Below are 23,232 nucleotides of genomic sequence, written 5' to 3' on the forward strand. Positions count from 1 at the left end.
TGAATCAACCATGTCATTCTGCCTAGGCGCGCATCCGCGCGACCAGGCCCGTGTCGTAATCGCCGGTGACGAACTCGGCGTTGCCCAGCAGTTCCGCACAGAACGGCAGGTTGTTCTTGGGGCCCTCGACGACGAACGCGGCGACGGCCTTGCTCGCCTTCAGCAGCGCGTCGGCGCGGGTGTCAGCGTACACGCAGAGCTTGGCCATCAGCGGGTCGTAGAACGGGGTGACCGTGTTGCCCGCCTCGTAGCCGGAGTCCACGCGTACGCCGTCGCCGTCCGGCTCCTCCCAGGTCGTGATCTTGCCGGGCCCGGGGAAGAACCGCTTGGGGTCCTCGGCGTAGACCCGGAACTCGATCGCGTGCCCGGCGGGCGTGGTGTTCACGTCGGGGCTCTCGCCGGCGGCGACGCGAAGCTGCAGCTCGACCAGGTCGAGGCCGGTGACCAGCTCGGTTACCGGGTGCTCCACCTGCAGCCGGGTGTTCATCTCCAGGAACACGAACTCCTGCTTGTCGGCGTCCACCAGGCACTCGACGGTGCCGGCGCCCAGATAGCCGACGGCCTCGCCGGCGCGCACGGCCGCGGCCAGCATGCGCTCGCGCAGCTCGGGGGTGATGCCGGGAGATGGGGACTCCTCGACGACCTTCTGGTGGCGGCGCTGCACCGAGCAGTCGCGCTCGCCCAGCGCCACGACGCGCCCGTCGGGCAGGCCGAGGATCTGCACCTCGACGTGGCGGGCCCGCTCGATGTAGCGCTCGAGCAGCACGGCGGGACCATCCAGTGCGTCACCCGCGAACCGGGACGCCGCCCGCGCCGCCTGCTCGTACGCCTTGGCCAGGCCGTCGTCGTCGTGTGCGACGCTCATGCCGATGCCACCGCCGCCGCCCGCGGTCTTGACCATGACCGGGTAGCCGATGCTCTCGGCCGCCCGCAGCGCCAGCGACAGGTCGGTGACCGGCTCGCGGGTGCCCGCCGCGACCGGGACCCCGGCGGCCTCCATCAGGTTCCTGGCGTTGATCTTGTCGCCCATGCGGTCGATGGCCTCGGGCGCGGGGCCGATCCAGACCATTCCAGCGTCGATCACGGCTCTGGCGAATGCGGTGTTCTCCGAAAGGAAGCCGTAGCCGGGGTGGATCGCCCGCGCGCCGGTGGCACGGGCCGCCTCCAGCACTTTCGCGGCGTCCAGATAGCTCTGTGCGGGGTTGGCGGGGCCGATCAGCACGGCCTCGTCGGCCTCGCGTACGAACGGCAGGTCGGCGTCCGCCTCGGAGTGCACGGCGATGGCGCGCAGGCCCATCCGCTTGACCGTGCGGATGATCCGCCGGGCGATCTCGCCACGGTTGGCGATCAGAACTGGTCCGAACCTCTCAGTAAGCACGCCGCCCACCATACGACACAAACCCCGGGTGCGTCCTTCCCTCCAAATCCACCGATCCGATGATCGTGATCTGTAGGAACTCCACAATTGTGAGTGGGCAGGAAACGGTTCAGAGACGACCCCGGTCGATCACGCGGGCGAGCGCCTCCAGCGCATGAGGATCATACGCACCACCAGGCGTGCAGCGGATGCGCTCCAGCGCGGCACCCGCGCGGTCGCGGTCGGTCGAGGGACCCACCAGGTCATCGTAGGCGTTGGCGACCTTGATGATGCGGCTCGCCAGCGGCGGGTCGGCGCTGATCGGGTCGCACTGCCGGCTGACCACCTCGGCCACCCGGTCGAGCACGCCGGTCTGCTTGATCACCTCGGCGCCCAGCTCGGCGATGCGGCGGGCCTGCTCGGGCTCGGTGAGCACGGTCGCGCCGCCGGGGATCGGATCGCGCAGCGAGAGCTGGCCGATGTCGTGCATCAGCGCGGCGTACTCCAGCTCCAGCAGCTCGGGCTCGGCCATGCCCAGCTCTCTGCCGATCGCCACGGCCAGGCGGCTCACCCGGCGCGAGTGTCCGGGCTCGACGTAGCCGCCGACCTCGGTGACCCTGGACAGGGCGCGTACGGTCTGCAGGTAGGTGGCGCGGATCCCGGCGTACTTGCGGAAGGCGACCTGCGTGACCAGCAGCGGCGCCGCGAACACCAGCAGCGCCACCAGGTCCATGCTGTGCGTGGCCACCGCCAGCAGCACCCCGGACGAGCCCACGGCGGCGCCGAGCGGGAGGGCCATGGTGATCTCGTCGCGCACGGCCACCCGGAACGCGGTGCGCACCTGCTCGGCCCGCAGCAGCGCGGCGATCAGCACGTCGATCAGCAGGCTGGCGGCGATGAGCGTGACCATCACGGCGAGCGCCGGCCACCAGGTGCTGGTGGGGGGCTTGGTCAGCGCGTAGAGGGGGTCGGCCAGCGGGCGGAAGGCGAAGGCCAGCAGCGCGCCGGTGAGCAGGCGGCGGGCCATGGCGTCCAGGCGCGGCGGGCGGCCGACCGCCAGGTGCGGCAGCGCTCCCGCGATCATGCCGACCGAGATCACCGCGACGACCTGCAGCGCGGAGTGGCGCAGCGGGTTTTGACTGAGGTCGAGCAGCAGCGTGTAGCCCAGCGCGGCGGCGGCGCCGATGGGCGCGACCTCCCTGTTGCCGGGCATGGTGAGCCTGGCCAGCTCGCCGACCGCGATCAGCGCGCCGAACCCGACGGCGATCTCCGCGCGGTCGAGCCCGACGGCGGCCGTGTGGGCGATGCCCGCGACCGCGACCAGGCCGGCCACGCAAATGAGCAGCAGCTGCCCCGAGTCGAGCCTGCGCAGGACAGGAGTGCGTTCGGTGCGCCTGGCGCGCTCTGTGGTGATCATGATCCGGTCACGACCTGGATCGGCATGGTGGGGTCGTCGTGGTCCTTGATCGGGGTCTCGGCGGCGTCGGGCGGCGGCGGGTCGACGCGGCGCGGCGGTTGCCACGGCTCGCGCTCGAGGGCGCGGATGAAGGCGGCGACCATGACCGGGTCGAAGTGGGTGCCCGCGCTCTTGCGCAGCTCCTCGATGGCCACGGGCACCGGCCGCGCGCCGCGGTAGGAGCGGTCGGAGGTCATCGAGTCGAACGCGTCGGCCACCGCGATGACCTTGGCGAACTCGGGGATCTCGTCGCCGGCGAGGCCCATCGGGTAGCCGGTGCCGTCGTGTTTCTCGTGATGGTGCATGATCCCGGCGTACGCCTCGTCGAGGAATCCGATGCCGCGGACGATCTCCAGCCCGCGCATCGGGTGGAGCTGGATCGCGGCGAACTCCTCCTCGGTGAGCGGCCCGTCCTTCTGCAGCACCTTGGTGGGCACGCCGAGCTTGCCCACGTCGTGCAGCATGCCCGCGTAGCGGATCGCCCGCACCCGTTCCAGCCCCATGCCGACCTCCTCGGCGATCATGGAGGAGGCGTGCGAGACGCGCGTGCAGTGGCCCCTGGTGTAGTAGTCCTTGGTCTCCACGGCCTGGCAGAGCGCGGCGATGGTGGCGTCGTAGGAGCGCTGCTGCGCGTGGTATTGCCCGAACGCCCACCGCGCCACGAACAGCGGCAGCAGCACCAGAACCGCCGAGATCGACTGCACGGTCGCCCAGAGCCCGGCCACGAGCAGCCCGAACGTGCCGTAACCCAGATAGGACAGCAGGAACTGGGCCATGCCGCGCATCGGCACCTCGGCCGCCCGCACCCGGGTGGCCAGCGCGATCATGGTCAGCGTGAGCAGGATGTTGAGCGGCACGAAGACGGCGGTGGCCGCCGCGTACGGTCCGATGAGGTCGTCGAACGCGTTGACCTGGGGGACGCCGACCCGCCCGTCGAACGCCACGTAGACCTGACCGGCCGCGTAGCCGCAGATGGCGAACTGGGCGCCGTTGAAGAGCCGCTTGATCAGCGGCAGCCCGGGGCGCACGCTCAGCACCGCGGTGAGCCCCACCAGCGCCGCGCCGTCCGGGCCGATCAGCACCACGGCCGCCAGCGAGGCGGAGAAGCTGACCGACACCGCGAACTGCTCCACGTTGAGCAGCGTCGGCATCGACTCGCACACCAGGAACAGCAGGGCGAGCACCAGCAGGACGTCGAGATCCGCCGGAGCGACCGGGGCGCCGGACTCGATCACGGCGCGGCCGATGAGAGCGGCCGCCGCCCCTGTCACGGCGACCAGATAGACCCTTGCGGGCCAGGTCAGGTCACGCATTGCGGCCCCCTACGGCGGTCTCAGATCCAGGACACCCCGTCAGGCGCCGCCTTGCCGATCAGCATGACCACCGGGGTGATCAGCGCGATGGTCGTGAGCAGCCGGGCGACCGTAACCTTCAACATCCACATGCCTCCACGTCGGCTTCTGGAGTTCACGCTACAGAAGACGACGGGTCCGTATGGGCGGAGTCAGAAATCGCAAGCAAAGTGTAATCAAGCCACTACGTGCTGCGACGCGTGCGGGCCCATTCGACGGTGGCCTTGATGCCGGATGCGAGGTCGGTGCGCGGCTGCCAGCCGAGCTCTTCATGGGCCGGCACCGGGTCGACCGCCATGGCCGGCAGGTCGCCGACGCGCGGCGGCGCGAACCCCGGCTTGTCCTGCGCGCCCGCCGCGTCGGCGATCAGCGAGTGCAGGCGCCGGTCGGTGGTCTGGAGGCCGGTGCCGAGGTTGAACCTGCGGCCGTCGCCCTCCTGGCCGCAGGCCCTGACGAAGCCGTCGACCACGTCGTCGACGTAGACGTAGTCGCGGGTCTGGGTGCCGTCGCCGTAGACGACCGTGGGCGTGCCGCTGAGCAGCGCGTCGGTGAAGATCGCCACGACTCCCGCCTCGCCCTCGGGCGACTGGCGCGGGCCGTAGACGTTGGAGAGCACCAGCGTGGTGTATTCGATGCCGTAGAGCGCGCGGAACGTGGCGAGGTAGGTCTCACCGCTCAGCTTGGACGCGGCGTACGGCGAGCGCGGGTCGGTGGGCGCGTCACCGGGCACCGGGATCGTCGCCGGCCTGCCGTAGACCGCCACGGAGGAGGCGAACACCACCTTGCGCGTGCGCCCCTGGTGCGCCGCGGTCAGCACGGAGGCGGTGCCCGCGACGTTGACGCTCGCGTCGCGCACCGGGTCGGCCACGCTCTCGCGCACGCTGATCTGCGCGGCCAGATGGCAGATGACCTCGGGCTGCAGCTCGGTCGCGAGATCGATCAGCGCGCGATCGCGCACGTCGAACTCGTGCAATCTGAACCGCTCACTGGCGGTGGCCCCGGCCAGGTTGGACCTGCTGCCGGAGGACAGGTCGTCGACCACGACGACCTCGTGACCGTCCTTGAGCAGACGGTCGACCAGATTCGACCCGATGAACCCGGCGCCACCGGTGATCAACACGCGCATGAGCTGATCCTAGTCGGCCAGCTCCGACCTCACTTGCGCGATCCGCGCCAGCACCTTGGACCGCAGGTCGGCCGGTATGGGATCGCAGCCGCAGTGCTTGGCCACGAGCGCCTTGATCGCCTTGTCCAGGTCGTATTCCTTCAGGCACGGGCTGCATTCGTCGAGATGCACGCGGATGTCGACGACGTCGCCCTCCGTCAGCTCGCCGTCGAGATAGGCGTAGACCTTGTCGAGCACCTCACGACAGTCGGTCTCGTGCGGCTTGCCACAGCTCATTTCGATCCCTCCGCCGGGACCAGGCCACGCTCGCGAGCATAGTCCTCAAGGAGGCCCCGGAGCTGCCTGCGTCCCCTGTGCAGCCTCGACATCACAGTGCCGATCGGAGTGCCCATGATGTCGGCGATCTCCTTGTAGGGGAAGCCTTCGACGTCGGCCAGGTAGACCGCGATCCTGAACTCCTCGGGCAACGCCGCGAGCGCCTGCTTGATGTCGCCGTCGGGCAGGTGCTCGAGCGCTTCGACCTCGGCCGACTTCAGGCCGCTCGAGGTGTGGGACTCGGCCCGCGCGAGCTGCCAGTCCTCGATCTCCTCGGTGCCTGACTGCTTGGGCTCGCGCTGCTTCTTGCGGTAGCTGTTGATGAAGGTGTTCGTCAGGATCCGGTAGAGCCACGCCTTGAGGTTCGTGCCCTGCTGGAACTGATGGAATGAGGCGAACGCCTTGGCAAAGGTCTCCTGCAGGAGGTCCTCCGCGTCCGCGGGATTCCGCGTCATCCGGAGCGCGGCAGAATAGAGCTGTTCGAGATACGGCATGACGTCGCGCTCGAATCGCTCGCTCCGCTGCTCCAGCGTCTCCGCGCCTGTCGCGGGCACCGGACCCACCCCCCTAAGATCACCGGTGACCCGCTGTGGCAGGACACCATACTCAGGGGAGGATACCCGCTGCGCCAAGACCAGTCGGGCATCGGGGAGGGGGTCTAGCAATGTGAGCATGCTCGTCGCAACACCCCCGCACCCGCGTCTGTTCCCGCAAGATAGAAGGTACGAAGGACCCGGTGCGGGGAACGTCATACGTACCGGCTGGTAGCCCTTTTCCCGGAACCCAGGAGTCGCGTGTGCTGCCCATTCCGGCCGAGGAACTGAACGGCTCAGGGACGCTCGGGCCGTACTGGACCTTCTACCGCGCCGTCGCCGCCGAACAACTCAACCGATGGCTCCCCAGCGAGCCGTCCGTGATCCTCGATCTCTCCGGCGGCCGCGGGCGATGGTCCGGCCAGGCGGCCAGGGTGGGACACCGGGTGATCGAAGTGCTCGACTTCCGCCGCACCGTCGACGCGCAGTCCCGGTTGCGGGACGCCGACCGGGTCCGTCACGTACGCGCCGACGACCTGGCGTTCCTGCCGGACGCGAGCGTGGACGCGGTGCTGGCCGAGGAGCGCGTGCTGTCGATCGAGCTGATGGCCGAGTCCGCGATGAACGACGTGGCCAGGGTGCTGCGGCCGGGCGGGCGGGCGCTGGTGTGCGTCGACTCGCTGGTGCTGGGCATGGCGATCCTGGCCGAGCAGGAGCACTGGCAGCACCTGCGGCAGACCGGCGAGGTCATGCTCGTGCCGTGGCCGGACGGCAGCATCACGCGCTGCTTCAGCAGCGGGCAGCTGCGAGAGCTGCTCATGGGCGCCGGCCTGGAGGTGGAGTGGATGCGGCCGCGCACGGTGCTGTCGCCATCCACGGTGGACCACGTGCTCGGCTCCGACGCGCGTTCCCTGACCTGGCTCGTGCGCACGGAGCTCGAGGCCCACCCGGACGACGACGACACGGTCGGCATCCACCTGGTGGCCAGCGCCCGCAAGACCTGATCCGCCGTTCTTCGTGTCCGGCGGCGTTCTCACGTGCCGTCAACGGCGGCGTCCAGCTTGTCGCAAGCCGTTAGCGGCGGCGCTCCACCTTGCCCTGGCACTCCACGCAGCGCGCCGCCTCGGGCCGGGCCTCCAGCCGGCCTTCCGGCACCGGCTTGCCGCAGTCGACGCACTGGCCGTAGACGCCTTCCTCCAGGCGCTTGAGCGCCTCGATCACCGCCCGCCGCTGCGCGGTGGCCACGGTGAGCATGGCCTGGGCTCGGTCGGCGTCGGTCAGGTCGGAGCCGGCGTCCGCCGCCGAGTGCTCGCGTATCGCGACGGGATCGCCCTGAAGGACGCCGATCGAGCGATCCAAGTCGGCGAGCATCTTCTCCAGTCGCTCACGAGCGGTCGTTGTATCCACGAATCCGCACCTCCGGGTAAATGAGGGCAACCCGCGGCTAGGACTCCCCGATGTCCCGCCCGGTGAAATAAGGGGCTTTTTGGCGGTGACACCGAGTAAACGGATGCATCGCTTTCCTCACCGGATGCCCACTTACCATGCTTCTTACACCTTTAGAAAAGGGCGGTTTCCTCCTCCTCAGGGAGGGGTTTGATGAGGTCCGGGCCATTGTTTCGGACATTGTTGACGTCCGTCGAGACCGGGTACGCGGTGAGCCGCCCCTGCCCCTGCTCAGCCGGGATCAGCAGCGTGGATGCCTGGTCGGTGTCGGTGAGCTTGGGGTCGAGCCACTCGTCCCAGCGCGACCGCTCGATCATCATGGGCATCCTGTCGTGGATGCGACCCAAGTGGTCCTCGGCATCGGTGGTGATGACGGTGCAGGTGACCAGCCATTTGAGCGGATCGTCGTCGTCTCGCGACGGATCCTTCCAGAACTCGTACAGACCGGCCATGGCCAGCACCCCGCCGTCTGCCGGATGGATGAAGTACGGCTGTTTCTTCTTCTTTTCGCCTTCGACGGGCATCCATTCGAAGTAGCCGTCAGCCGGAAGCAGGCATCTGCGCTTGGCGAACGCCCGCCGGAACGACGGCTTCTCGGTCACCGTCTCCATCCTGGCGTTGATCAGCCGGGAGCCGATCGACGGGTCCTTGGCCCATGGGGGCACCAGGCCCCATTTCACGATCCTGAGCTGCCGCACCGCCCGTTCGGCCTCTTCGGGGACCCGGCTCAGGACTGCGTAGACGTTCTTGGTGGGCGCGACGTTGTAGTCGGCGCCGAGCTCTTTGTCGGGGTCGCCGTCGAGCTCGACCTGGAACTCCTCCAGCAGCTCGTGCTTCTTGCGCGCCGAAGCGTATCTACCGCACATGACCCCACATTGCCACGTACGGCTTTCGCTCGCATGTTTGGCTTCCGGCCCCAGTACTCTTTGACCATGCCCGTTCCGCACTGGCCCGCGCCCACCGCGACCGCCCCCGTCTCCGCCGCGGTCCCGCTGCCCGGCTCCAAGTCGGTGACCAACCGTGCGCTCGTCCTCGCCGCGCTCGCCGAGGGCCCGGGTGTCGTGCGCCAGGCACTGCGCAGCCGCGACGCCGACCTCATGGTGGCGGCGCTGCGCGCGCTGGGCGCCACTCTGGTGGCCGCCGACGAGACCACCGCGGGGGTCGACTGGCACGTCACGCCCGGCCCGATCCGCGGCGGCGCCGCCATCGACGCCGGACTGGCCGGCACGGTCATGCGCTTCGTCCCGCCGATGGCCGCCCTGGCCGACGGCCCCGTCTCCTTCGACGGCGACCCGCACGCGCGCAAGCGCCCGATGGGCCCCATCCTCGACGCCCTGCGCGCGCTGGGGGCGCGGGTCGACAACGACGCCCTGCCGTTCACGATCACCGGCCCGCTGACGGGTGGCGAGGTCACGCTGGACGCGTCGGGTTCGTCGCAGTTCGTCTCCGGCCTGCTGCTGACGGCGGCACGCTTCGCGAAGGGCGTCACGATCCGCCACGTCGGCCCGCCGGTGCCCTCGCAGCCGCACATCGAGATGACCGTGCAGATGCTCAGGGCGGCCGGCGTCACGGTCGACGACAGCGAGCGCGACATCTGGCGGGTCGCCCCCGGCCCCATCGCGGCCAGGGACATGACGGTGGAGCCCGACCTGTCCAACGCGGCCCCCTTCCTGGCCGCGGCACTCGTCACCGGCGGCACGATCACCATCCCCTCCTGGCCGCTGCGGACCACCCAGGCAGGTGACGCCCTGCGCGGCCTGCTGACCACCATGGGCGCCACGGTCACCCGCGCAGGCGCCGAAGAGGCGGGCACCACCGACCTGGTCGTCACGGGAACGGGCGAGGTCACCGGCATCGACGCCGACCTCCGCGAGGTGGGCGAGCTGACCCCGACGATCGCCGCCCTGGCCGCGCTGGCCGCCACCCCGAGCCGCATCCGGGGGGTGAGCCACCTGCGCGGCCACGAGACCGACCGCCTGGCCGCGCTGGCCACCGAGATCAACCGGCTCGGCGGCGACGCGGAGGAGACCGAGGACGGCCTCATCATCCGCCCCCGGCCCCTGCACGGCGGCACCTTCCGCAGCTACGACGACCACCGGATGGCCACGGCCGGAGCGGTGATCGGCCTCGCGGTGCCCGGCGTGGAGGTGGAGAACATCGCGACGACCGCCAAGACCCTCCCGGAGTTCGTCCAGATGTGGACAGCGATGCTGGAACCACGATGATCGGGACAGCGCGATGACGCGGGGAAGCGCGATGACGCGGGCCTGGCGCCGTGCACGGTTTCACGGAGAAATCGCCGGGCACGTCGGAGATGGGCGGCACGTGCTGGCGCGCTGCCCGCAGGGCGACGCGAAGTTCCACCCCTCCGCCGTCAGCCGGCCGCGCCCGGGTGGCGGCGGAGGTCACGAGCAGCCGACGAACCCCTGAACGAGCGCCCGCCGCCCGGCCTCCTCACGGACGCCGTCCAGCGGGGTGACCCGGTAGCACCCGACGAGCAACAGTAAGGAAGCGAGCGCATGGGAGCGGACCGCTGAGGAAGCGGGAGTACGACGAGGACGACGTACGGGTCAGGCCAGGCAAGGGTTCCCGGCCCAGGACCCGGATTCGGCCTGCGCACGAAGACGCCGTCGAAGGCTTCGTGGTCGCCGTGGACCGGGGCCGCTACACGACGCTGATCGAGCCGGAACGCGCGAAGGGCTCGGCCCAGAAGCGCAAGCAGCAGCAAAGCCGGCTCGTGGTCGCCATGAAGGCACGCGAGCTGGGCCGCAAGGGCGTCGTCGTAGGCGACCGGGTGGCCCTGGTCGGCGACGTGTCCGGCCGCCCGGACACCCTGGCCAGGGTCGTCCGCGTGGAGCCGCGCACCTCGATGCTGCGCCGCTCGGCCGACGACACCGAGGACACCGACGGCATCGAACGCCCGGTCGTGGCCAACGCCGACCAGCTCGTCATCGTGACCGCCCTGGCCGACCCGCCGCCCCGGCCACGCATGATCGACAGGATCCTGGTGGCGGCCTTCGACGCGGAGATCGACACCCTCCTCTGCCTCACCAAGTCCGACCTGGCGCCGCCGGACGAGCTGGTGGCTCTTTACGAACCCTTGGGCGTCCAGCACGTCGTCGTCCACAAGGGCGGCTCGCTGGACGAGCTCCGCGATCATCTGACCGATCGCCTCAGCGTCCTGATAGGTCACTCGGGCGTCGGCAAGTCCACCCTGGTCAACGCCCTGGTCCCGGACGCCCACCGGGCCGTCGCCCACGTCAACGCGGTGACCGGCCGCGGCCGCCACACCTCGACCTCGGCGGTGGCGTTGGAGCTGCCGCAGGGCGGCTGGATCATCGACACGCCCGGGGTCCGCAGCTTCGGCCTGGCCCACGTGTCGGTGGAAACGGTCCTGGCCGCGTTCCCGGATCTGGTGGAGGGCACGGTCCACTGCCCCAAGGGATGCACGCACCTGGGCGACGGCTGCGCCCTGGACGCCTTGGTGGCCGCGGGCAGCGCCGACCCGGCCCGCCTCGAATCCCTGCGCCGCCTGCTGTCCAGCCGCGAAGGCACCGTGGACGAATCCAACGCCTGACCCGCACCCCACCGCCAGAGGCCGTGGGCCGTCGCCGGCGAGAACAGCGCGCCCGCGTTACGGGCAGGCGGCAACTGGTCTTCAAAAAACGACGCCCAAAGTGCCCGCAAAGGGGACAGCTTCCCGCAGCAAGACACCGACATCTGGCGACATGGCGGACATACTACTAACCGGTAACTGGAACGGTAGTTACCAGAAAAGGGGCGTTGGTGACTGATATTCGGTATACCCGACACGGTAGCGTGGGCGATCGTGCAGGGTTATAACGATGATCTACGCCTCGCGCATGTCATGGCGGATACCGCCGATGACCTGACCATGCGGCGATTCAAGGCGGTCGACCTCAAGGTCGACACCAAGCCCGATCTCACCCCGGTCAGCGACGCCGACCGTGCCGTGGAGGAGGCGATCCGCGGCACGCTGCGCAGGGCCAGGCCACGTGACGCGGTAGTGGGCGAGGAGTTCGGCAAGACCGGATGGGGCGCCCGGTCATGGATCATCGACCCCATCGACGGGACCAAGAACTACGTGCGGGGCGTGCCTGTCTGGGCGACGCTGATCGCGCTCATGGAGTACGGCAAGGTCATGGTCGGCCTCGTGTCGGCCCCCGCGCTCGGGCGGCGGTGGTGGGCGGCGGCCGAGGGCGGGGCGTGGACCGGCAAGAGCCTGACGAAGGCGTCCAGGATGCAGGTGTCCTCGGTGTCCAGCCTGGAGGACGCGTCGTTCTCGTACTCCAGCTTCGGCGGATGGGAGAAGACGGGCAAGCTCGACAACTTCCTCGACCTCGGCCGCGCCTGCTGGCGGACCAGGGCGTACGGGGACTTCTGGTCGCACATGATGGTCGCCGAGGGCTCGGCGGACCTGTCCGCCGAGCCCGAGCTGTCGCCGTGGGACATGGCGGCGCTCACGGTGATCGTCGAGGAGGCCGGCGGTGTCTGGACGGATGTCGCCGGGGTGCAGGGCCTGGAGGGCGGCAGCCTGGTCTGCACCAACGGCATCCTGCACGACGAGGTCCTCCGCCGCCTCAACGGCACCGGCCGCTAGCGGCGGGGCGTACGCGACCCGGCCCGCCGACGCAGCAGCCCGGCTCGCGACCGGATGTCGGCGGTGGCGGCATTCATGTCCTGTTCATCCTTGAGCGTCACATTCCCCTCGTACGTCACCCCGCTCGGCGGGTTGTCGTGCCCGATCGGATCGGCATCCCAGAAGTTCCCCCGGAAGACGACGTTCTCCAGCGGCGGCGCCACCTCCAGCACGGCGGTGTTGTCCGCCCGCATGACGACGTTCCCCTCGACCGTCACCCACGAGGCCCCGTAGTCGGTGTAGAGCCCGAAGTTGTACGGAGTGCGCGTGTCCTCGATGACGTTGCCCTGCACCAGCGCCTCGTCCTCACGCGAGGACCCCTGAGGTCCGGACAGATAGATCCCGCCCCCGTCCGCCAGCACCCGCATGGTGTCCACGGTGAGGTTGCGCAGGATGCGCGCCCCTTCGCCGGACCCGAGGACGATGCCGCAGTGAGGCACGTCCGCGACCTCGTTCTGCGCGACCGTACATCCCTGCGCGCCCGACACGGCGATCCCCGGCGACCCGCTGTACTCGAGCCCGACCTGATGCACCCAGTTGTCCTCGATCGAGATGCCCCGGCCGCCCGAGACCACGATGCCGCCGCCCGAGAGCGAGTCGAAGTCGCAGCCGCGCACCACGATCTCGGCCCCGGCGACGCCCAAACCGGAGGCGCCGAACCGGGTGAACCGGCAGCCCTCGATCTCGAGGCCCGCCACGTCCTCGAACGTCACGCACGCCGGGATGCTCTCCGAAGCGACCGGGTACGTCACCGACGCCCCCTCACCCAGAACGGCCGTCTCGACGTCACCGCCCTCGTAGTAGCCGCTGCCGTGATAGTGCAGGAAGCCCTCAGCCCGGCTGGGACGCAGCCAGGTGGCGTCGGCGAACACCAGGCCCTTGATGGACACGTTCCGCGTCCCCACGGCCCTCAGCAGCGTCTCCAGGACCGGCGCGACCACCCACGTACGCTCCGGGTCCTCCCCCGGCCGCGGCAGGTAACGCAAGACGTGCCGCCCGGCCTCGGAGCGGTCGAGCACGAAGGTGCCCGGTTCGCGCAGGAAGGCGGCGTCGTTCTCGATCCGGGTGGGCAGCCCGAACCCGCTCGACGTCTGGCCTTCCCAGGTGGAGTTGTACAGCTTGGCCGCCCACCCGAACGCGGGCTGCGCCATCGTGATCACGGTCGACTCGCCCTCGGCGGACACCCCGGCCACCCCGCAGCGGGCCTCGGTCCAGGGATAGATGCCGCGGTAGACGAACTCGACATCGCCGGGGCTGTGCCACCCGCGCGGATCCGCACTGTCCGTGACGTAACCCGTGACGGTAGCGCTCGCGACGCCAGGGATCCCCGGGATGGCGGCACGGCCGGCCCTGCGCCCGTCCACATAGAGCTGGCGGGTGTCGAGATCGCCGACGTCGGCCACCCACACGCCGTCCCGCTCCTGCCAGCCGGTGATCAGGCGGCCGCCGCTCACGACGACCTCCTCCTGCTCGGGAGTGCCATAGCCGTATGCCTGGTAGACGATCCGGCGACCGTCGCGGCCCGAGTCGGCCGCGGTGAGCTCGAACGTCCGGCTGAGCAGGTGGGTGCCCGCCCTGAGGTGGACGACGACGTCTCCGCCCGCCTCACGGGCGGCGGACCGGGCGCGTTCGAGCGTGGCGAAGGGACGCTCGGCGGTGCCGGACCAGGTGTCGTCGCCGGATGGTGCGACATGGAAGTGGAACACAGGAACTCCCTTTGCTGTTTATGCCGTACACGTAGTAGTACACCATAAACAAGGAGAGTGCACATGACGAGAGGCAAAGCCGGGGACCCGGATCACGGGGTGGAGTTGCTGTGGCAGGCGCGGGAGCGCGAGCCGCGGCCCGGCCTGAGCCTGGGCAGGATCGTGCGCGCCGCCATCGAGCTGGCCGACGCCGAAGGGCTCGCGGGCCTGTCGATGCGCAAGGTCGCCGACCGGCTCGGCTTCACGACCATGTCCCTCTACCGCCACGTTCCCGGCCGCGACCAGCTCGTCGACCTGATGGTGGACGAGGTCCTGAGCGAGCACCCGGACGTGAGCGCGACCCCCGCGACAACAGAAGGCTGGCGGGAACGGCTGGAGGACTGCGCCAGGCAGGCGTGGCGGATCCGCGGGCGGCACCCCTGGCTGGCCGAGGTACGCGGCACCCGCCACCTGCCAGGACCCAACGGCGTCGCCCACTACGACTACATGCTGAGCACCCTCGTCGGCACCTCGCTCAGACCCGCCGAGGTGATCGCCGTCGTGGGCCTGGTCGCCCGCTTCGTCGACACGGAGGCCCTGCACATGGTGGAGATCCAGCGCGAGGAGCGGCGCAGCGGCGTGTCCGAGGAGGAGTGGTGGGGCGCCCGCGACGAGCTCTATGGCCGGCTCGACCGCTACCCCACGCTTTCCCACCTCTGGGCAGCCGGCGGCTGGGACGCCCCCGAGGACCCCTTCGAGTTCGGCCTGCGCCGCCTCCTGGACGGCATCGAAGCGCTCATCCAACAGCGTGACGAAAGTCGTGACGAAACTTGCGAGGAATGTGGCAGGCCACTCGAGCCCGCGACGTCGGGCCGTCCGCGCGTCTATTGCTCCCGCGCCTGCCAGCAACGCGCCTACCGCAAACGCAAGTCCGGTTAGAGCACCAGCACCCGCCGCACCGCCTCCATCAAACCGTCCCGGTACGACGCCCCGAACAGCACCACGTGCACCAGCAACGGATGCAGCTGGTGCAGCGGCACCCGCTCCCGCCACCCGTCCGCCAGGGGCCACTCCTCCTGGTACGCCCCCAGCACCCGATCGAGGTACGGCAGCCCGAAAAGGGCGAGCATGGCCAGATCCGTCTCCCGATGCCCTCCATGGGCCGCGGGATCGATCAGCACGGCGCTTCCACCGGCCCACAGCACGTTCCCGCTCCACAGATCCCCATGGATCCGCGAGGGCGGCTCAGCAGGCCCCGCGACCTCGGCGAACCGCTCCACGGCCCGCTCGACCGCGGCCACGTCCGCCGCGGGCAGCCGCGTCTGCCGCAGGAAGGGCAGCACCCGCCGCGACGCGTAGAACGAGGGCCAGTCGTCACAAGCGGAGTTGTCCATCGGCAACTCGGCGATGAACCCCGGCCACGGGGCGCCGAAGCCCGGAGCCCCCGCGCGATGCAGCCCGGCCAGCGCGCGCCCGAACCGCTCGGCCGCCGCCGCGCTCGGCTGCTCTTCCGCCACCCACGACATCACCAGCCGGTCCGGGCCGGCCTCGATCACCTCGGGCACCGCGATCGCCTCGCCGAGCCACCGCAGCCCGGCCGCCTCCGAAGTGAACACTTCGGAAACGACCCCAGTCTTCGCGAACACCTGCCGCCCGTCGTCGAGCACGCCCCGCTGCAGCCGCCAGCCGTGCGACGAGCCCAGATCCTCAGTCGATCTCATCGGCGATGTGCTTGGTCACGCCCTCGGCGGCCGACTCGACCAGCGCGAGCACCTCTTCGAACCCCTCCCGGCCGCCGTAGTAGGGGTCCGGCACCTCGGCCTCCGGCGGCGCCGCGGGATCGAACGAGCGGAACAGCCGCACCTCAACCCCGTCGGGCGCCATCCGCCGCAGGTTGGCGAGGTTGTCCCGGTCCATGGCCAGCACCAGGTCGTAGCGGTCGAACCAGTCCTTGGTGAACTGCCTGGCCCGATGCGCGGCGCCGTCGTAGCCGTGCTCGGAAAGGATCCGCAGCGCCCGCTCGTCCATGGGATCCCCGGCGTGCCAGCCGCCGGTCCCGGCGCTCTCGACGGTAACGTGATCACCCAGGCCTCGATCGACGAGGGTCTGGCGGAGGACGACCTCGGCCATCGGAGATCGGCAGATGTTCCCCATGCACACCAGGCATACGCGATAGGTCATCTCACCAGGATGGCCTCTTCAAACCTATTCATTCGACCCGGCACACCTCTTCGGGCCTCGGTCACTGCTCGTTCTACTCCCGTTCACTTTTGCCCGGTGTCATCGGATGGAAGAAGAACGGATCTCACTAGGGACGAGGAAATACCGTGACCCGTGGACAGCGCCGCCTCAGCGCGGTGGCGACGGCCGCCATCGTTGTGGGCCTTTCCGCCGCATGTGGCGGCACCAACACCAATGCGCCCGCCGGGGAGGGCACAGCTTCCGCTCCTGCCAGCCAAGGCGCCGGCGGCGAATTGGCCGGGCAGGTCAAGGTTGACGGCTCCAGCACGGTGGGCCCGCTGACCAGCGCGGCCTCGGAGTTCTTCAGTGAGGAACAGCCCAAGGTCAATGTGTCGGTCAGCACCTCCGGCACCGGTGGCGGTTTCGAGAAGTTCTGCAACGGCGAGACCGACATCTCCAACGCCTCCCGTCCGATCAAGGACGAGGAGAAGGCCGCGTGTGAGGCCAAGGGCATCAAGTACACCGAGCTCACTGTGGCGACCGACGCGTTGACCGTCGTGGTGAACAAGGAGAACACCTGGGCCACTTGCCTCACCACCGACCAGCTCAAGAAGATGTGGGAGCCGGCGGCAGAGGGCAAGATCAACAGCTGGAAGGACGTCGACCCGAAGTTCCCTGACGAGCCTCTGAAGCTCTTCGGCGCGGGCACCGACTCGGGCACCTTCGACTACTTCACCGATGAGATCAACGGTGAGGAGGGCGCGAGCCGCAAGGACTACAGCCCCAGCGAGGACGACAACGTCACCGTCCAGGGCGTCGAGGGCTCCAAGGGCGGCCTCGGCTACTTCGGCTTCACCTACTTCGAGGAGAACGCCGCCAAGCTCAAGGCGGTGCAGATCGACTCCGGCAAGGGCTGCGTCACGCCGAGCGCGGAGACCGCGCAGAACGGCACCTACACGCCGCTGGCCAGGCCGCTGTTCGTCTACCCGTCCTCTGCCGCGGCCAAGAGGCCCGAGGTCGCCGCGTTCCTCGAATACTACGTGGCCAACGTCAACAAGATCGCGACGGACGCGAAGTTCATCCCGCTCAACCCCGAGCAGGAAACCAAGCTCAAGACCGACCTCGCCACCCTGAAGAGCCAGGCGGGCTGATGGCGGACCGCAACTCCGCGACCGTGCCGGGGACGCCCCAGTCCCTGGCGCGGTCGCGCCCGCGTTACGGCGAGATGGCCATCAAGGCGATCCTCATGGTGGCCGCCCTGGTCTCCATCGCCACCACGGTCGGCATCGTGCTCTCCCTCCTGGGGCCCACGGTCAAGTTCTTCGGGGAAGTCAGCGCAGTGGAGTTCTTCACCTCCACCAGCTGGGGACCGCTGTTCGAACCCCCGCACTACGGCGTGGCGCCGCTGGTGAACGCGACCCTCATCACGACCGGCATCGCGGTCGTGGTGGCCGTGCCGCTCGGCCTGGCTTCCGCCATCTATCTGTCGGAATACGCCAAACCCCGCGTCAGGAAGATCTTCAAGCCGGTGCTCGAGGTGCTGGCGGGCGTTCCTACCGTGGTCTTCGGGTTCTTCGCGCTGAGCTTCGTCACCCCGTTGCTGCGGAGCATCCTGCCCTTCGACATCGAGATCTTCAACGCCCTGAGCGCGGGCCTCGTGGTCGGCTTCATGATCATCCCGATCGTGGCGTCGCTGTCGGAGGACGCGATGTCCGCTGTGCCGAACGGCCTGCGCGAAGGCGCGTACGCCCTGGGCTCCTCCAAGATGGTCACCTCGCTCCGCGTAGTCCTGCCCGCGGCCTTCTCCGGCATCGTCGCGGCCGTCATCCTGGCGGTCTCACGTGGCGCGGGCGAGACGATGATCGTCTACATCGCCGGAGGGGGCCAGCCCAACTTCACGTTCGACATCCTCAGGGCGATGCAGACCATGGCCGCGTTCATCGCCGCGGCCGGCTCGGGAGACATTCCGGTCGGCACAGTCGACTACGACACCATCTTCGCGGTCGGCGCCCTGCTCTTCGTGATGACGTTCGCGATGAACTACGTCAGCACCCGCCTGGTGCGGAGATTTCGTGAGGTGTACGAGTAATGGCCGTTCTCTCGACGCCGCGCGACGCCGTACAGCTGGCGAGCAAGGGGCGGCCGATCAGGGAGCACTTGTTCCGGATCCTGCTCATCTCGAGTCTGGCGATGGCGCTCGTCTTCCTGCTCGCCCTCCTCACCTTCGTCCTGGTCGAGGGATGGCCGAGGCTCGACTCCCGCCTGTGGGAGAACATGCCGTCGATCCGCAACCCGGAGATCGCCGGCGCCCAGTCGGCCATCGTGGGCACGCTCTGGGTCATCTCGCTGACCGCGGCCTTCACGGTCCCGACGGGCATCGCCGCGGCCATCTACCTGGAGGAGTACGCGGACAAGACCCGCTGGTGGAACCGGGTCATCGAGCTCAACATCCAGAACCTGGCCGCCATCCCGTCGATCGTCTACGGCATCCTGGGCCTGGGCATCATCGCCCGCACACTGGGCCTGGGCTTCAGCGTGATCACCGCCGCGCTCACCCTCGGGCTGCTGGTCCTCCCCATCGTGATCATCGCCTCGCGGGAGGCGATCCGCGCGGTGCCGCCCTCGATTCGCGAGGGCTCGCTCGCACTGGGCGCCACGCAGTGGCAGACGATCTCCCGGCAGGTGCTGCCCGCGTCGATCCCCGGCATTGCGACCGGCTCGATCCTGGCGCTCTCCCGGGCCATCGGCGAGGCCGCCCCGCTCTTGATGCTGGGTGCCGTGTCCTTCATCCGTTTCAACCCGGACGGCATCCTCGCCAGCTACACCGTCCTCCCGATCCAGATTTTCAACTGGATCTCCCAGTCGCGCGAGGGATTCCACGTCCTGGCCTCGGCCGCGATCGTGATCCTGCTGCTGATCCTGCTGCTGATGAACTCGGTGGCGATCTGGCTCCGTAACCGCTACCAGAAGCGCTGGTGAGGGAAGCACATGACTGAAATAGGAAACCCCATGGCGAACATCACCGTCCGCGGCCCCCAAGTCCCCAAGAACATCGAAGCCCTGGATCCTGTTTTCACGGTCTCCGACCTCAGCGTCTTCTACGGCGACTACGAGGCCGTACGCGAGGTCGATATGAACATCGGCAACCGCGAGATCACCGCCATGATCGGCCCCTCCGGTTGCGGCAAAAGCACCGTGTTGCGCTGCTTCAACCGGATGAACGACCTCATCCCCGGCGCCCGCCCGGCCGGCAAGATCCTTTACCACGGCGAGGACCTCTACGGCGACCACGTCGACCCCATCGAGGTGCGCCGGCGCATCGGCATGGTCTTCCAGAAGCCCAACCCCTTCCCCAAGTCGATCTACGACAACATCGCCTACGGCCCCCGGGTCAACGGCACGAAGGGCAAGATGGACGACCTCGTCGAGGGGGCGCTCACCCAGGCGGCCCTGTGGGACGAGGTCAAGGACAAGCTCAAGCAGAACGCCCTGTCGCTGTCCGGCGGCCAGCAGCAGCGCCTCTGCATCGCGCGGGCCATCGCGGTCAAGCCCGAGGTCATCCTCATGGACGAGCCCTGCTCGGCCCTGGACCCGATCGCCACCACCAAGATCGAAGATCTGATGCAGGAGCTGGCGCGCGACTACACGATCGTGATCGTCACGCACAACATGCAGCAAGCCGCCCGCGTCTCCCACCGCACCGCCTTCTTCACGGCCGAGGTCGACAGCAAGGGCGTACGCCACGGCCGCCTCGTGGAGTACGACGAGACCAGCCGTATCTTCACGAACCCGTCCGACAAGCGCACCGAGGACTACATCACAGGGCGCTTCGGCTGATGACCCAACCGCAGGCGGCATCCACGATGAACGGGGACACGAGGACCAGGCCCGTACTGCTCATTGCCGACCCGGACGGCGCCGTGGTGGCGGACCTGGCCGCCGCACTCGAACGCGAGGGTGTGTCCGTCACCGGCGCACCCGACGGGGCCCAAGGGCTGCTGCAGGCGGGGGCCATGCAGCCGGACGTGGTCATCGTCGCGGCCTCGCTCCCGGTCATCGACGCGGTCGAGTTCGTCCGCGCGGTACGGCTCGCGCGAAACGTGCCCGTGCTGCTCGGCGTCGGCGAGGGGAACGCCGAGCAGGCCGTACGCGCGCTCGCGGCCGGCGCAGCCGCCTGTGTGGCCAGGCCCTACCGGGTGCCGGAACTGCTGCCGTTCATCCATGCGGCCTCGCCCGAGTCGCGCAAGCTCCTGATCGTGGGCGGGGTCGAGCTGGATGTGCAGGCCTATCAGGTACGCGTGGGCGGGCGGGCCGTGCACCTGCCGTTGCGGGAGTTCGAACTGCTGCAGTACCTGATGCGCAACGCCGACCGCACGGTCACCCGCGAGCAGATCATGCGGCACGTGTGGCACTCGGCGGCTACCACGTCGACCAACACGATCGCGGTGCACGTCAAGCGGCTGCGGGCGCGGCTGGGTGACGAGGACGACCGCCTCATTCAGACCGTGCGCGGCGTGGGATACCGGCTGGTCACTCCGAGCATGTCCGAAAACCCTGCATGATGCGCTTGGTGATGCCTTCGACCGTCGCGATGCCGTACTCCACCTCGGGACTGCCTTCGGTGAGTACGGCCACGGCGTAGTCGTGGCCGCCAGCCGTGATCAGGCCCACGCTGATCACGGCCCAGCGCTTCGTCGAGACCCGCTTGAGCCAGCCGTTCTTCAGCGCCACCCGATCGCCCCGGCACGCGGCGGCGCCGATGCCCCAGTCCTGCCCGGCGACGACCTTGCCCATGAGCCCGAGCACCCGAGAGCGCTCCTTGGCCCTGAGTGGGCTCTTGCCGGACACGAGGGCCTTCATGAGGCGGATCTGATCGTCGGCGGACGTTTCGGTGATGCCCCAGCAATACAGGTCCACACAGTCGCCCGGGACGCCGTGCGTGTGTTTGAGCCCGAATTTCCGGCCCGCCTTGGTGAACCCGGGCGCGCCGCCGATGCGGAGCCAGAGGCGGTCGGCGGCGCGGTTGTCGCTGTAGCGGATCATCAGTTCGGCATCGCGCCTGACCGCCTTCGGGAGCTTCGCCCACGAGGTTTCCAGCAGCAGCGCCATGAGTATCTGGACCTTGGCGCTGCTCGCGGTGATGAGCCGCTCGCCCGCGTGATATCGGTAGAGCCGCCCGGTCGTCAGGTCCTTGACCATCGCGGTGCGCAGCCCAGGACGCCCGGCCAGGTACCGGTCGAGCCGTTTGGTGATTTGCTTGGCCGGGATCGGCGCCAGGGACTCCGCGGCGGAGATCATTTCGATCTTCCCCAGCGCCGCCTCTCGGACCTCCCGGACCTGGATCACCTGCCGCGCCCGCACAGAGACGCCGCCCTCGTGCTTCTCAGGAACCGCGATCAGCGACAGGACCAGGACGAGCGCGACGGCCACCCGTGCTGTCGCCTGCTCCCGGCTCGTGATCACGCGGGCATTATCACGAACAATCGTGACCCGTCGCTAGACGGCGGCGGCGCTCAGTTTGGCGATCGAGTCGTCGTCACAGGTGTCCCAGAAGTCACCTACGACATCCTCGAGGTGCTGGAGGGATTCGGCCGCGAACAACACATCTTGATATTTCGTGATGTCGTAGTGTGTCGTCCCCATGGCGGACAGTTCCAGCGGCCTGATGTCCATGCCGCGGAACTCCTCGATCTCCCCGTACGACGACAGGATCCCCGCCCCGTACGCCCTGAGCTCGGCCCCTTCCCGCATCACCCCGAACTCCAGCGTGAACCAGAACACCTTGGAGATGAACTCCAGCGCCTCCTCCCCCTCGACCCGCCGGGCGGCCTGCCCCGCAAGACGGTAGAGCGCGGCGTATCGGTCGCCGGCCAGCGCGTTGGCGTGCCCGATCACCTCGTGGATGACATCGGGCTCAGGCGTGTAGAAGGGCACGGAATGGTGGCGGATGTACTGCGTCGAGTGGAAGAGGCCGTCCGCGAGCACCCCGTAGAAGTCCCGCAGCGGCACCAGCCCTGCCGCCGGCAGGTACCGGAACCCGGTCAGCGGCTCCAGCAGCCGCGAGACCTCCTCCAACTGCGGGATCCGCTCCGCCGGCAGCCCCAGCCGGGCCGCGCCGTCGAGGTATTCCGCCGTGGCGTACTTGGCGTGCTTGATCGCCAGCTCCCTGCTGACCATCGCCCACACCGCGTGCTCCTGCTCGGTGTACTCGGCCGCCGGAATGGGCGTCCCCGGACGGTAGTTGACGGCCAGCCCGGCGATCGCGTTCCGGCGTACCCGGTAGACCGGATCCGCGAACCCGGGATGCGACGCGGACAGCTCGACCACCACGGACCCATCCGCCTGGGCCGCGAGCGGCGCGAAGTACTGCGCTTCCTCAAACATGCCCAGATAACAGCAAATCCCCGAATCCCTGGCAAGAGCGAGCAGTTTAGCTGCGCGGTACGCTAGCTTCCGTACTCCCAAAGCAGCATTTATTGGTCGAATCGCACAGTCTTTGGAGGGGCCTGGGATGGACGGCTTGGACGCCAGGTTGCTCGTGACCATGCGCGCCAACCCGCGCATCGGCCTGACCGAGCTCGCCCGCCTCCTCGGGGTCGCCAGGGGCACGGTGCAGGCCCGAGTAGAGAAGCTGACGGCGCGAGGGGTGATCGAGGACTTCGGCCCCACCGTGTCGCCGGCGGCGGCCGGGCACCCGATACTGGCGTTCGTCTGGCTGCAGATCGCTCAGGGGCGGCTGGAGGAGGCGGTCGCGGCGCTGCGTGTCGTTCCGCAGATCCTTGAGGTGCACGGCACGAGCGGGCAGCACGACCTGCTGTGCCGGGTGGTCGCCAGGAGCACCGAGCACCTGCAGGAGGTCATCGCCCGCATCCTGGCCTCGCCGGCGGTGCAGCGCACGGACACCACGATCGCGCTCTCGAACCAGATCCCTTTCCGGATCGAGCCGCTACTCGAATCCACCGTCGGGATCAAAGCCGACGCTGATCCCCGGTGAACGCAAAATAGGCCCCGACGCGCTCGGCGTCGGGGCCTATTTCGTGAATATTTGTGCGGCGGTGACCTACTCTCCCACACCCTCCCGAGTGCAGTACCATCGGCGCTGGGAAGCTTAACTTCCGGGT

At 69.1% G+C, this 23,232-nt stretch carries 24 protein-coding genes and 1 rRNA gene; 11 read left to right on the forward strand and 14 right to left on the reverse strand.

Translation table 11 applies throughout. From position 1 onward, the window contains the following. Nucleotides 1–22: 22 nt before the first annotated feature. The 6 genes from ACTMTI_RS13960 to ACTMTI_RS13985 form a co-directional block, all read right to left on the reverse strand. Nucleotides 23–1,378, reverse strand: a complete 1,356-nt coding sequence (locus tag ACTMTI_RS13960; RefSeq protein ID WP_441120711.1) for an acetyl-CoA carboxylase biotin carboxylase subunit — start codon at nucleotides 1,376–1,378, stop codon at nucleotides 23–25. Between the two features lie 109 nt (nucleotides 1,379–1,487). Continuing rightward, a complete protein-coding gene (locus ACTMTI_RS13965; RefSeq protein WP_441120712.1) occupies nucleotides 1,488–2,774 on the reverse strand; it encodes an HD-GYP domain-containing protein in 1,287 nt (428 codons plus the stop codon). Beyond that, on the reverse strand, nucleotides 2,771–4,126 hold the full coding sequence (locus tag ACTMTI_RS13970) for an HD-GYP domain-containing protein (RefSeq protein WP_441120713.1): 1,356 nt from the start codon (nucleotides 4,124–4,126) through the stop codon (nucleotides 2,771–2,773). The genes ACTMTI_RS13965 and ACTMTI_RS13970 overlap by 4 nt, the downstream gene beginning before the upstream one ends. A gap of 223 nt (nucleotides 4,127–4,349) precedes the next feature. Then, nucleotides 4,350–5,291 (reverse strand): NAD-dependent epimerase/dehydratase family protein, encoded by a 942-nt coding sequence (locus ACTMTI_RS13975; RefSeq protein ID WP_441120714.1) that lies wholly within the window; start codon nucleotides 5,289–5,291, stop codon nucleotides 4,350–4,352. Between the two features lie 9 nt (nucleotides 5,292–5,300). After that, nucleotides 5,301–5,567 (reverse strand): mycothiol system anti-sigma-R factor, encoded by a 267-nt coding sequence (gene rsrA / locus ACTMTI_RS13980; RefSeq protein WP_441120715.1) that lies wholly within the window; start codon nucleotides 5,565–5,567, stop codon nucleotides 5,301–5,303. Continuing rightward, a complete protein-coding gene (locus tag ACTMTI_RS13985) occupies nucleotides 5,564–6,169 on the reverse strand; it encodes a sigma-70 family RNA polymerase sigma factor (protein WP_043624264.1) in 606 nt (201 codons plus the stop codon). Before ACTMTI_RS13985 ends, rsrA begins: the two co-directional genes overlap by 4 nt. A 233-nt stretch (nucleotides 6,170–6,402) precedes the next feature. Here ACTMTI_RS13985 and ACTMTI_RS13990 point away from each other — a divergent pair, with 233 nt between their 5' ends. Continuing rightward, a complete protein-coding gene (locus ACTMTI_RS13990; RefSeq protein ID WP_441120716.1) occupies nucleotides 6,403–7,143 on the forward strand; it encodes a class I SAM-dependent methyltransferase in 741 nt (246 codons plus the stop codon). Between the two features lie 70 nt (nucleotides 7,144–7,213). On the opposite strand, the gene ACTMTI_RS13995 is transcribed toward ACTMTI_RS13990, so the two are convergent. Then, nucleotides 7,214–7,546 carry a TraR/DksA family transcriptional regulator gene (locus tag ACTMTI_RS13995; protein WP_441120717.1) on the reverse strand — a complete coding sequence of 111 codons (333 nt, stop codon included), beginning with the start codon at nucleotides 7,544–7,546 and terminating at the stop codon, nucleotides 7,214–7,216. 152 nt (nucleotides 7,547–7,698) lie between these two features. Continuing rightward, complete coding sequence (locus ACTMTI_RS14000; RefSeq protein ID WP_441120718.1) at nucleotides 7,699–8,451, reverse strand: SOS response-associated peptidase; 753 nt, start codon at nucleotides 8,449–8,451, stop codon at nucleotides 7,699–7,701. A 66-nt stretch (nucleotides 8,452–8,517) separates the two neighbouring features. Between ACTMTI_RS14000 and aroA the strand changes: the two genes are divergently transcribed. From aroA to hisN, 3 genes are all read left to right on the forward strand, one after another. Beyond that, nucleotides 8,518–9,810, forward strand: coding sequence for a 3-phosphoshikimate 1-carboxyvinyltransferase (gene aroA, locus ACTMTI_RS14005; RefSeq protein WP_441120719.1), 1,293 nt, complete (start codon nucleotides 8,518–8,520; stop codon nucleotides 9,808–9,810). A 308-nt stretch (nucleotides 9,811–10,118) separates the two neighbouring features. Continuing rightward, on the forward strand, nucleotides 10,119–11,162 hold the full coding sequence (gene rsgA, locus ACTMTI_RS14010) for a ribosome small subunit-dependent GTPase A (protein WP_441120741.1): 1,044 nt from the start codon (nucleotides 10,119–10,121) through the stop codon (nucleotides 11,160–11,162). Between the two features lie 252 nt (nucleotides 11,163–11,414). Further along, a complete protein-coding gene (gene hisN, locus ACTMTI_RS14015; protein WP_441120720.1) occupies nucleotides 11,415–12,206 on the forward strand; it encodes a histidinol-phosphatase in 792 nt (263 codons plus the stop codon). On the opposite strand, the gene ACTMTI_RS14020 is transcribed toward hisN, so the two are convergent. Beyond that, the gene (locus tag ACTMTI_RS14020) at nucleotides 12,203–13,951 is read right to left on the reverse strand and encodes a right-handed parallel beta-helix repeat-containing protein (RefSeq protein WP_441120721.1); all 1,749 of its coding nucleotides are present in this window, start codon (nucleotides 13,949–13,951) and stop codon (nucleotides 12,203–12,205) included. The genes hisN and ACTMTI_RS14020 overlap by 4 nt on opposite strands. A gap of 63 nt (nucleotides 13,952–14,014) precedes the next feature. On the opposite strand from ACTMTI_RS14020, the gene ACTMTI_RS14025 reads away from it, so the two are divergent. Further along, nucleotides 14,015–14,869 (forward strand): TetR/AcrR family transcriptional regulator, encoded by an 855-nt coding sequence (locus ACTMTI_RS14025; protein ID WP_441120722.1) that lies wholly within the window; start codon nucleotides 14,015–14,017, stop codon nucleotides 14,867–14,869. On the opposite strand, the gene ACTMTI_RS14030 is transcribed toward ACTMTI_RS14025, so the two are convergent. Both ACTMTI_RS14030 and ACTMTI_RS14035 read right to left on the reverse strand, forming a co-directional pair. Further along, nucleotides 14,866–15,651, reverse strand: coding sequence for a fructosamine kinase family protein (locus tag ACTMTI_RS14030; RefSeq protein ID WP_441120723.1), 786 nt, complete (start codon nucleotides 15,649–15,651; stop codon nucleotides 14,866–14,868). The genes ACTMTI_RS14025 and ACTMTI_RS14030 overlap by 4 nt on opposite strands. Continuing rightward, nucleotides 15,638–16,111, reverse strand: coding sequence for a low molecular weight protein-tyrosine-phosphatase (locus ACTMTI_RS14035; RefSeq protein ID WP_441120724.1), 474 nt, complete (start codon nucleotides 16,109–16,111; stop codon nucleotides 15,638–15,640). Before ACTMTI_RS14035 ends, ACTMTI_RS14030 begins: the two co-directional genes overlap by 14 nt. A 146-nt stretch (nucleotides 16,112–16,257) precedes the next feature. Here ACTMTI_RS14035 and ACTMTI_RS14040 point away from each other — a divergent pair, with 146 nt between their 5' ends. The 5 genes from ACTMTI_RS14040 to ACTMTI_RS14060 are packed head-to-tail and all read left to right on the forward strand — an operon-like array spanning nucleotide 16,258 to nucleotide 20,673. Next, complete coding sequence (locus ACTMTI_RS14040; protein WP_441120725.1) at nucleotides 16,258–17,262, forward strand: phosphate ABC transporter substrate-binding protein PstS family protein; 1,005 nt, start codon at nucleotides 16,258–16,260, stop codon at nucleotides 17,260–17,262. Next, nucleotides 17,262–18,200 carry a phosphate ABC transporter permease subunit PstC gene (pstC, locus tag ACTMTI_RS14045; protein WP_441120726.1) on the forward strand — a complete coding sequence of 313 codons (939 nt, stop codon included), beginning with the start codon at nucleotides 17,262–17,264 and terminating at the stop codon, nucleotides 18,198–18,200. Before ACTMTI_RS14040 ends, pstC begins: the two co-directional genes overlap by 1 nt. Next, nucleotides 18,200–19,090, forward strand: a complete 891-nt coding sequence (gene pstA / locus ACTMTI_RS14050; protein WP_441120727.1) for a phosphate ABC transporter permease PstA — start codon at nucleotides 18,200–18,202, stop codon at nucleotides 19,088–19,090. The genes pstC and pstA overlap by 1 nt, the downstream gene beginning before the upstream one ends. Before the next feature lie 30 nt (nucleotides 19,091–19,120). Next, nucleotides 19,121–19,948, forward strand: coding sequence for a phosphate ABC transporter ATP-binding protein PstB (gene pstB, locus ACTMTI_RS14055; protein ID WP_441120728.1), 828 nt, complete (start codon nucleotides 19,121–19,123; stop codon nucleotides 19,946–19,948). Beyond that, nucleotides 19,948–20,673: a winged helix-turn-helix transcriptional regulator gene (locus ACTMTI_RS14060; RefSeq protein WP_441120729.1), complete on the forward strand. Its 726-nt coding sequence runs from the start codon at nucleotides 19,948–19,950 to the stop codon at nucleotides 20,671–20,673. The genes pstB and ACTMTI_RS14060 overlap by 1 nt, the downstream gene beginning before the upstream one ends. On the opposite strand, the gene ACTMTI_RS14065 is transcribed toward ACTMTI_RS14060, so the two are convergent. Both ACTMTI_RS14065 and ACTMTI_RS14070 read right to left on the reverse strand, forming a co-directional pair. Further along, nucleotides 20,642–21,574: a serine hydrolase gene (locus tag ACTMTI_RS14065; RefSeq protein ID WP_441120730.1), complete on the reverse strand. Its 933-nt coding sequence runs from the start codon at nucleotides 21,572–21,574 to the stop codon at nucleotides 20,642–20,644. The genes ACTMTI_RS14060 and ACTMTI_RS14065 overlap by 32 nt on opposite strands. Nucleotides 21,575–21,607: 33 nt before the next feature. Beyond that, nucleotides 21,608–22,495, reverse strand: coding sequence for a phenylalanine 4-monooxygenase (locus ACTMTI_RS14070; protein WP_441120731.1), 888 nt, complete (start codon nucleotides 22,493–22,495; stop codon nucleotides 21,608–21,610). Between the two features lie 127 nt (nucleotides 22,496–22,622). On the opposite strand from ACTMTI_RS14070, the gene ACTMTI_RS14075 reads away from it, so the two are divergent. Then, nucleotides 22,623–23,105, forward strand: a complete 483-nt coding sequence (locus ACTMTI_RS14075; protein ID WP_441120732.1) for an Lrp/AsnC family transcriptional regulator — start codon at nucleotides 22,623–22,625, stop codon at nucleotides 23,103–23,105. Nucleotides 23,106–23,158: 53 nt separating this feature from the next. Here ACTMTI_RS14075 and rrf read toward each other — a convergent pair. Continuing rightward, nucleotides 23,159–23,232 (reverse strand): 5S ribosomal RNA (gene rrf / locus ACTMTI_RS14080); the annotation flags it as partial.

Source organism: Nonomuraea sp. H19, assembly GCF_052068215.1.
Taxonomy (GTDB): Bacteria; Actinomycetota; Actinomycetes; order Streptosporangiales; family Streptosporangiaceae; genus Nonomuraea.

Excerpts from the sequence above, each read along its gene's own strand:
- aroA (WP_441120719.1), top strand. The coding sequence starts at position 8,518 with ATGCCCGTTCCGCACTGGCCCGCGCCCACCGCGACCGCCCCCGTCTCC.
- ACTMTI_RS13975 (WP_441120714.1), bottom strand. The coding sequence starts at position 5,291 with ATGCGCGTGTTGATCACCGGTGGCGCCGGGTTCATCGGGTCGAATCTG.
- ACTMTI_RS14025 (WP_441120722.1), top strand. The coding sequence starts at position 14,015 with ATGACGAGAGGCAAAGCCGGGGACCCGGATCACGGGGTGGAGTTGCTG.
- ACTMTI_RS14000 (WP_441120718.1), bottom strand. The coding sequence starts at position 8,451 with ATGTGCGGTAGATACGCTTCGGCGCGCAAGAAGCACGAGCTGCTGGAG.
- ACTMTI_RS13965 (WP_441120712.1), bottom strand. The coding sequence starts at position 2,774 with ATGATCACCACAGAGCGCGCCAGGCGCACCGAACGCACTCCTGTCCTG.
- rsrA (WP_441120715.1), bottom strand. The coding sequence starts at position 5,567 with ATGAGCTGTGGCAAGCCGCACGAGACCGACTGTCGTGAGGTGCTCGAC.
- pstA (WP_441120727.1), top strand. The coding sequence starts at position 18,200 with ATGGCCGTTCTCTCGACGCCGCGCGACGCCGTACAGCTGGCGAGCAAG.
- pstC (WP_441120726.1), top strand. The coding sequence starts at position 17,262 with ATGGCGGACCGCAACTCCGCGACCGTGCCGGGGACGCCCCAGTCCCTG.
- pstB (WP_441120728.1), top strand. The coding sequence starts at position 19,121 with ATGGCGAACATCACCGTCCGCGGCCCCCAAGTCCCCAAGAACATCGAA.
- ACTMTI_RS14035 (WP_441120724.1), bottom strand. The coding sequence starts at position 16,111 with ATGACCTATCGCGTATGCCTGGTGTGCATGGGGAACATCTGCCGATCT.
- ACTMTI_RS14075 (WP_441120732.1), top strand. The coding sequence starts at position 22,623 with ATGGACGGCTTGGACGCCAGGTTGCTCGTGACCATGCGCGCCAACCCG.
- ACTMTI_RS14030 (WP_441120723.1), bottom strand. The coding sequence starts at position 15,651 with ATGAGATCGACTGAGGATCTGGGCTCGTCGCACGGCTGGCGGCTGCAG.
- ACTMTI_RS14060 (WP_441120729.1), top strand. The coding sequence starts at position 19,948 with ATGACCCAACCGCAGGCGGCATCCACGATGAACGGGGACACGAGGACC.
- ACTMTI_RS13970 (WP_441120713.1), bottom strand. The coding sequence starts at position 4,126 with ATGCGTGACCTGACCTGGCCCGCAAGGGTCTATCTGGTCGCCGTGACA.
- ACTMTI_RS14070 (WP_441120731.1), bottom strand. The coding sequence starts at position 22,495 with ATGTTTGAGGAAGCGCAGTACTTCGCGCCGCTCGCGGCCCAGGCGGAT.